Origin of the sequence: Kitasatospora purpeofusca (genome assembly GCF_034043715.1) — a bacterium.
Classification (GTDB): domain Bacteria; phylum Actinomycetota; class Actinomycetes; order Streptomycetales; family Streptomycetaceae; genus Kitasatospora; species Kitasatospora purpeofusca_A.
The window spans coordinates 1-7,677 of the sequence record NZ_JAXCLC010000140.1 but is presented as its reverse complement, the minus strand read 5'-3'; the positions used below and the strand labels follow the sequence as shown (position 1 = coordinate 7,677).

The following is a 7,677-nucleotide window of genomic DNA, read 5'->3' as shown; positions in this document are numbered from 1 at the left end:
GGGGGGGGGGGGGGGGGGGGGGGGGGGGGGGGGGGGGGGGGGGGGGGGCGGGGGGGGCGGGGGGGGGGGGGGGGGGCCCCCGGCGGCAGGTGCACCGCCGACCTTGTCCTCCCCCGCCCCGCGTGGCGCACACGTACGACGTGTCACAGGACTGTAACCGAGGGTGAATCAGATGTTTGGAGTCACGCACGGTTGTGCGCCCGAGCGGTCGCGCCCCGCGCATCCGCCCCGCGCGAGGCGCTGTCGTCACACCCCGTGCCCACCCGCTCACACCGTTTCGGCCATCCACGCCCGCGCACACCCCCCACCGCACGCCCCCACCCGAGCGGCGCCGCTGCCCCGACGAGCGGGCGACTCCCGCCCCGAGACTCCCCCCACAAGCGGGCGACTCCCGCCCCGAGCCGAAGGGGCGCGCCGGTGCCGAGAGGGAGAAGCGAGGAGGCCCCTGAGGAACGAAGGGGCATCGGAGCGCCGACCGTCGGCACCGGACCAAAGCGCCCCGGAGGCGAGCGGGCGAGCTACCTGGGCACGCGGGCCAGTTGCCGGGACTGGGCGACCAGGCGGCCGGTCTCGTCCCAGACCTCGGCGTCCTCCTCGAAGTACCCGCCCGCCAGGTTCCGGGTCGCGTGCACGACCCGCAGCCAGCCCGGGGCGGGCCTGGCCCGCAGGTGCACCGTCAGTTCCACGGTCGGCGCCCAGCCCGGCTTCCCGAGGTCGAAGGTGACCGGCGGCAGCGCGTCGGCGACCAGCAGGAGCAGCAGCGGATCGGGCTCGCGGCCGTCGGCGAGCCGGAACCAGCCCTGGATCCGGCCGGTGCCGGACGGCTGTCCGAGTGCCCAGCCGATGGTCGCCGGGTCGAGCCGCATGTCGAACCGTTCCAGCAGCGCGGCCTGCGCGATGAGTTCGGCGGGCGCGTGCTCGACGCCGACGCACTGGTCCGGCGGCGGCAGCTGCGGCGGGGTGGCGCTGGTCCGCACCTCGCCGTCGTGGGTGGCGAGGTCGCCGTGGGTGGCGAGCACCCGCAGCCGTTCCACGCCGCCCTGGCTGAGCGCGGCGGTGCCGGTGGAGAGCGTGCGGCCGGTGCGGACGACGTCGGTGCGCACGGTGGCCGGTCCGGGGGTGGCGGCGGAGAGGTAGTAGCCGCTGATCGACACCGGGTCGGTGTGGCCGGCACTCTCGGGGCGGGCCGTGTGCGCGAGCGACAGCGCGTGGCCGGCGACGGCCAGCAGCAGTCCGCCGTTGACGCCGCCGCCGATCTGCCAGCCGGCGCCGAGTTCGCCGTCGTACCGGCCGGGCTCGTCGGCGTGCTGGGTGAGGGCGATGCCCTGGTCGAACTCGCTGCGGATCGCCGTGGTCATGGGGGGTGGCCTGCCCTTCACTACGGGGTCGCCGGCGGGCGCGGCCGCCGGAGCACCAGGTTACTGGCGAGTAGGGCCACCATACGCCGAACGGGTGAACACGCCGAACGGCCGCCGGACCGTTTCCGGTCCGGCGGCCGTCGGTACGGGTACGCGCCTCAGCGACGGATGCTCGGCTTGAGCTCCATGAAGCGGGCCAGCAGGCCGTTGACGAACGCCGGGGAGTCGTCGGTGGAGTACTCCTTGGCGATCTCCACCGCCTCGTCGACGACGACCGCGTCCGGGACGCTGTCCTCCCAGATCAGCTCGTAGGCGCCGAGCCGCAGGACGTTGCGGTCCGCGATCGGCATCCGGTCGAGCGTCCAGCCGACCGAGTACTGCGAGATCAGCTCGTCGATCCGGCGGGCGTACTGGACGTACCCCTCGACCAGCTCCATGGTGTACTCACCGACCTGCGGGGTGCCCTCGTCCGGCTTGGGCTCCCGGGCCCGGGCCACCCAGTCGGCGAGGACCGTCAGCGGGTCGACCCCGCGGTGGTCGGCCTCGAACAGGATCTGGAAGGCGCGCGTACGGGCCTTGGTGCGTGCGGACGACACGGACTTACTTCACCCGGCCGAGGTAGCTGCCGTCGCGGGTGTCGACCTTGACCTTCTCGCCGGTGGTGACGAACAGCGGCACCTGGATCTCGGCGCCCGTCTCCAGCGTGGCCGGCTTGGTGCCACCGGTGGAGCGGTCGCCCTGGACGCCCGGCTCGGTCTCGGCGATGACCAGCTCGACGGCGGCCGGGAGCTCGATGTACAGCACCGCGCCGTCGTTCACGGCGACGAGCGCGTCGAAGCCCTCCAGCAGGTACTTGGAGGCGTCGCCGACCACGTTCGGCTCGATGGTCAGCTGGTCGTAGGTGTCCATGTCCATGAACACGTAGTTCTCGCCGTCCTTGTACGAGAACTGCATCGTGCGCTTGTCGACGTTGGCGGTCTCGACCTTGGTACCGGCGTTGAAGGTCTTGTCGACGACCTTGCCCGTCAGGACCTCCTTGAGCTTGGTGCGCACGAAGGCCGGGCCCTTGCCGGGCTTGACGTGCTGGAACTCGACGACGGACCAGAGCTTCCCGCCGTCCAGCTTGAGGACCATGCCGTTCTTGAGATCGTTCGTGGAAGCCACGGGCGCACTTACTCCTGGATATAGCTGTCAAGGAACCAAGGGGTCGCGTCCTGGGACACACCCGTGTCACAGGGCGAGGAGCTCCTTGGTGGTGATGGTGAGCAGCTCGGGCCCGCCCTCCTCAAGGGGGCGAACGACGAGCGTGTCCTCGATCCGGACCCCGCCGCGTCCCGGGAGGTGGACCCCCGGGCCGACAGTGACCGGCACGCGGCTGTCCAGTTTACCCATGTCCGTGGGGCCGAGACGCGGTGCCTCCCGGATCTCCAGCCCGATACCGTGGCCGACCGGGTGCGGAGAGGTCTCCGTGTGCCCGGCGGAGCGGAGAATCTCCCGCGCCGCCTGGTCGGGCACGTGCTGCTCGACCCCCGGCCCGAGCGCCTCCCGGGCGGCCCGCTGGGCCCGGAAGACCAGCCGGTGCAGCTCGACCTGCCAGGGGGCCGGGGCCGCGCCGATCACGAAGGTCCGGGCGGTCGAGACCCCGTAGCCCCGGTACCGGGCGCCGAGCACCACGGTCAGGAAGTCGCCCTCCTCGACCCGGCGGTCGGTGGGCTGGTGCGCCTGCTGACCGGAGTGGCTGCCGGTGCCGACCGAGACCGGGAACGCCGCGCGGTCCGCGCCGTGGTCGATCATCCGGCGCTCCAGCTCCATCGCCAGGTGCCGCTCGGTCCGGCCGACCAGGATGGACTCCAGCAGCTCGCCGAGCGCCTGGTCGGCGATCTCCGCGGCGATCCGCAGATCGGCGATCTCGTACTCGTCCTTGACCACCCGCAGCCGCTCGACCGCCTGTCCGACGTCCACCAGCCGGGTGCCCTCGACCAGCCCGGCCACGGCCCGGTGCCGGGTGACCGTCAGGTCGTGTTCCTCCACCGCCAGTCCGGCCACCCGCAGCTCCGCCGCGGCGCCGGCCGCGGCCAGCGCGGTGTCCGCGCCGGCCGCCACCTCCAGCCGGGTCACCTCGGGCGGGATCAGGTGCTCCCCGGTGTCGTCCGGCGGCAGGTCGTCGGGCAGCACCAGCAGCGCCCGGTCCCGGGTGAGCAGCAGGGTCGCCCCGCACGGCGGACACCCGGTGAGGTACCGCACGTTCGCCGCCCGGGTGATCAGCGCCGCCTCGGTCCCGGACGCACCGCAGTGATCCCGCAACCGCTCCCGCCGGCCCGCGTACGCATCAGCCATGCGTCGAGCCTACGAAGCCCGCCCCCGATCCGCCCGCCGAACGCCCCCACCCGGGCCCGGAGGGCTACTCGGCGCCGCCCGCCGGCGCCGGGGCGGGGGCGGGGGCGGGGGCGGCCCACTTCTGCTCGACGCCGGCGAGGCGCCAGTAGGCGATGGCGGCGGCCCAGACGACGAGGAACAGGCCGACGATGGCGTAGCCGACGTTGTCCAGGGTGATGTCGGCGATCCAGCCGGTCACCGGGTCGGTGAGGTCCAGCTTCTCGTGCAGGACGCCGACGAGTTCGATCGTCCCGATGATGAACGCCACCGCGATGGACAGTCCGGTGATGGTCAGGTTGTAGTACACCTTGCGCACCGGGTTGGAGAACGCCCACTGGTAGGCGAAGTTCATGAAGGTGCCGTCCAAAGTGTCGAACAGGCTCATGCCGGCCGCGAACAGCAGCGGCAGGCAGACGATCGCGTACCAGGGCAGGCCGGAGGCCGCGCCGGAGCCCGCCATCACCATCAGGGTGACCTCGGTCGCGGTGTCGAAGCCCAGGCCGAGCACCATGCCGACCGGGAACATCTGGCCGGGGCGGGTGATCGAGCGGGTGGCCCGGTTCAGCACCCGGGCCAGCAGGCCGCGCGAGTTGAGGTGGTCCTCCAGCTCGGCCTCGTCGAACCGGCCTTCCCGCATCGAGCGGAAGACCTTGAGGATGCCGAACAGCGCGGCCAGGTTGAGCGCGCCGATCAGGTAGAGGAAGGCCCCGGAGGCCGAGGTGCCGACCATGCCCAGCCACTGGTGAGTGGTGGACTCGTCGTCCATCAGGGTGCCGGCCAGCTGCGCACCGCCCGCCACCAGGGCGGCCATCAGCACCACCATCGAGGAGTGCCCGAGCGCGAACCAGAAGCCGACCGAGACCGGCCGCTTGCCGTCCGCCATCAGCTTCCGGGTGGTGTTGTCGATCACCGCGATGTGGTCGGCGTCGAAGGCGTGCCGCATGCCGAGGGTGTAGGCGGTGATGCCCAGGCCCACCCCGAAGACCTGGGTGCCGACCTCGTACTTCTCCGGCGCGACCAGGAAGATCAGCGTTCCGAAGGCCGCGACGTGCATGGCCAGGATCACGCCCATCAGGCCGGCGGTCCGTACGGTGTCCTCCCGCCGCCATCGGAAGGTGGGCAGGGCGGTGGGCGCCGCCGGGGCGGCGACGGTTTCGGGCAGGGTCATCCTGGGATCACGCTCCAGCACCTCGTGGAAATACTTCGTGAGATGCCGCGGCCGGTCTCCTGGCTGACGGGGCTCCCGTACCCGCCTTCCCAGCCGCGCGAGGCGCCCAGTGGCGATGTGGGTACGGACACTCTCCCCCGATCACAGTGGCGAGGGCCGCTCCGGACTGGGACCCCTGAGGGTCCGTCACCGGTCTTCCCGAGCACCACGGCGAGCAACACCGTAGGGGGCGGGCGGCGACCCTTGCAAGGCTGCGCACCTGCGCAGGTGTCCAGGATCACAGCGTCCGCCTGCGAGAATGACCCGTATGCATCTCGTACCGGCCGACCGCGCGGGCCACCGCACCATCGACGGGCACCGGGTCTGCGAGGCCATCGCGGCGATCGGCGACACCGCCCACGTCCGCTCCTGGGCCGAGCGCTTCTCGCTGCTCGCCGACCCCGGCCGCCTCGCCCTGCTGCTCGCGCTGCACCGCACCGGGCCGCTCGCCGTCACCGACCTGGCGGTCGCCACCGGCATGCGCGACCCCGCCGTCTCCCAGGCGCTGCGGCTGCTCCGGACGGCCGGGGTGGTGACCGGTGAGAAGGAGGGACGTGTCGTGCGCTACCGGCTCGTGGACGCGGACCTGCGCCCCCTGCTGGACGCGTGCGCCGTCGACACTCCCGCCCACCCCGAACACGACGCCGCGACCGGCTGACCCCGCCCGACCTACCCCGCCCGCCCGACCCCGCCCGCCCGACCTACCTCGCCCGGCCGACGAGCCGGACGGCGAGCGGGGGGTGCGAACCGGTCAGCGAACCGGCGTACCCGCCGGCTGGCAGGACGGGCACCAGAACAGGTTGCGGGAGGCGTGCTCCTCGGCCCGGACCTCGGTGGCGCAGACCAGGCACGGCATCCCGGCCCGCCGGTAGACGTACACCTCGCCGCCGTGGTCGTCGACCCGGGGTGGTCGGCCCATCGCCTCGGGGGTGTGCTCGGGGCGCACGGTGTCGATCCGGCCCGCGCCGACGCCCTCGCGCATCAGCGCGACCAGGTCGGCCCAGATCGCGTCCCACTCGGCCCGGAGCAGTTCGCGCCCGGCCCGGTGCGGATCGATGCCGTGCCGGAACAGCACCTCGGCGCGGTAGACGTTCCCCACCCCGGCCAGCACCTTCTGGTCCATCAGCAGCGCGGCGACCGTCGTCCGGCTGGCCGCCATCCGCCGCCAGGCGGCGTCCGGGTCGGCGTCGGCGCGCAGCGGGTCGGGCCCGAGCCTGGCGGCCACCGCGGCCTTCTCGGCGCCGGTGATCAGCGCGCAGGTGTTGGGGCCGCGCAGATCGGCGACGTGCTCGTCGTTCTCCAGCCGCAGCCGGACCAGGCCGACCGGCGCCGGCACCGGGCCGTCGCCGATCGCGCCGAAGGTGAAGCCCCCGTACAGGCCGAGGTGGATGTGCACCCAGGCGTCCTCGCCGAAGCCGAGGAACAGGTGCTTGCCGACAGCCTCCGCCGCCTCCAGCTCCCGTCCGTCGATCAGCTCGGCGCCGTCCGCGAACCGCCCCTGCGGGCTGCTGGCACGGACCGCCCGGCCGCCGAAGGCGCGGTGGTTCTCGGCGGCGAGGCGGTGGATGATGTGGCCTTCCGGCACGGGCGCGGCTCCCCCCGGTGGAACGTTCAGGACCCGTCCATCATCGCAGCCGGCACCGACGGACCCGCCCGGCCACCAGGCCCCCTGGGCACCGGCCCGGTGCCCCTCAGCGGACCGGGATGCCCATCAGCCGGGCCAGGATCACCCGGTCGAGTTCGGCGGCGGTCGCGGCCACGTCGAGGTGGGAGTTGTCGATGATCGGCAGCCCGGAGTTGTACCAGCCGGCCATCCGGCCGTGGATCCGGGCCACCTCCTCGTCGCCGAGCCGGCGGTTCCCGCTGCGCCGGGCGTTGCGGTGGAGCACCGAGTCGAGACTGGGCAGCAGTACCACCGGGATCATGCCGGGCCCGATGTGCCGCTTCCAGCCGCCGAGGCCGATCGCCGGGCGGTCGGGGAAGACCGCGTCGTCGATGATGCAGGAGATGCCGTTGGCGAGGTAGTTGCGGCAGGCGAAGCCGCAGGTCCGGCGAGCCAGCCGGTACTGCGCCTCGGAGGCGTTGTTCCAGCCGGACTGCGGGTTGGCGAAGCCGGACTGTACCCACTCCCGGACGTCGTCGAGGCTGATGTGCGCGGTCGGGGTGGGACGCCGCTCGGCCCAGTGCCGGGCGACGGTGGTCTTGCCGGCGCCGGCCGGACCGATCAGCAGCACCGCGATCGGGCCGGCGGGCGTGTGCTGCTGCGGCGTCCTGGCGGGCAGCTGGACGGGCGCGCCGGAGGGCAGCAGGAAGTGCCCGGTGGACCCGGCGGGCGCCGGGGCCGGGGCCGGGGCCGGGGCGGGCGGCGCGGCCGAAGCGGGGGCCGGGGCCTGGACGGGAGCGGGAGCGGGCGGAGGGGACGGGAGCACCGGCAGCGGAACGGTCGGTGGCCCCGAGGAGTCGGTCGTGGCGGCCACCGGGACGGGCACCGGCGCGACCACCCGGACAGGCACCGCGACGGCCACCGGAACAGGTACCGGCGCCACCGCGACCGGCACCGACCCGGCCACCGGAACAGGCACCGACCCGGCCGCCACCGGATACCCCGGCACCGGCGGAGCGACGGGACGTGGGGGGACGGATCCACCCCCGGCGTACTGCGTCACGGCACCTCCCGACTTCCTTCAGCGGGACACTACACGGCGGTGGGGGGGGGGGGGGGGGCCCCCCCCCCCC

Annotated in this window: 8 protein-coding genes and 1 riboswitch; of the genes, 1 reads left to right on the top strand and 7 read right to left on the bottom strand. The window is 73.7% G+C overall.

The genetic code is table 11. From position 1 onward, the window contains the following. Positions 1-518: 518 nt before the first annotated feature. The 5 genes from SM793_RS35965 to SM793_RS35945 form a co-directional block, all read right to left on the bottom strand. On the bottom strand, positions 519-1,358 hold the full coding sequence (locus tag SM793_RS35965; protein WP_320443345.1) for a thioesterase family protein: 840 nt from the start codon (positions 1,356-1,358) through the stop codon (positions 519-521). 158 nt (positions 1,359-1,516) lie between these two features. Next, on the bottom strand, positions 1,517-1,954 hold the full coding sequence (gene nusB / locus SM793_RS35960; protein WP_320443344.1) for a transcription antitermination factor NusB: 438 nt from the start codon (positions 1,952-1,954) through the stop codon (positions 1,517-1,519). Between the two features lie 4 nt (positions 1,955-1,958). Next, positions 1,959-2,522 carry an elongation factor P gene (gene efp, locus SM793_RS35955; RefSeq protein ID WP_320443343.1) on the bottom strand — a complete coding sequence of 188 codons (564 nt, stop codon included), beginning with the start codon at positions 2,520-2,522 and terminating at the stop codon, positions 1,959-1,961. Positions 2,523-2,588: 66 nt separating this feature from the next. After that, on the bottom strand, positions 2,589-3,695 hold the full coding sequence (locus SM793_RS35950) for an aminopeptidase P family protein (protein ID WP_320443342.1): 1,107 nt from the start codon (positions 3,693-3,695) through the stop codon (positions 2,589-2,591). A 64-nt stretch (positions 3,696-3,759) separates the two neighbouring features. Then, entirely contained in the window at positions 3,760-4,902 is a 1,143-nt protein-coding gene (locus tag SM793_RS35945) for a HoxN/HupN/NixA family nickel/cobalt transporter (protein WP_320443341.1), read from the bottom strand. Between the two features lie 31 nt (positions 4,903-4,933). Next, positions 4,934-5,127: riboswitch (cobalamin riboswitch) on the bottom strand. Between the two features lie 82 nt (positions 5,128-5,209). On the opposite strand from SM793_RS35945, the gene SM793_RS35940 reads away from it, so the two are divergent. Next, complete coding sequence (locus tag SM793_RS35940) at positions 5,210-5,599, top strand: metalloregulator ArsR/SmtB family transcription factor (RefSeq protein ID WP_320443340.1); 390 nt, start codon at positions 5,210-5,212, stop codon at positions 5,597-5,599. Between the two features lie 93 nt (positions 5,600-5,692). On the opposite strand, the gene SM793_RS35935 is transcribed toward SM793_RS35940, so the two are convergent. Then, positions 5,693-6,526: an Fpg/Nei family DNA glycosylase gene (locus SM793_RS35935; protein ID WP_320443339.1), complete on the bottom strand. Its 834-nt coding sequence runs from the start codon at positions 6,524-6,526 to the stop codon at positions 5,693-5,695. Positions 6,527-6,632: 106 nt separating this feature from the next. Further along, a complete protein-coding gene (locus tag SM793_RS35930) occupies positions 6,633-7,523 on the bottom strand; it encodes an AAA family ATPase (RefSeq protein WP_413816111.1) in 891 nt (296 codons plus the stop codon). Between the last annotated feature and the right edge of the window lie 154 nt (positions 7,524-7,677).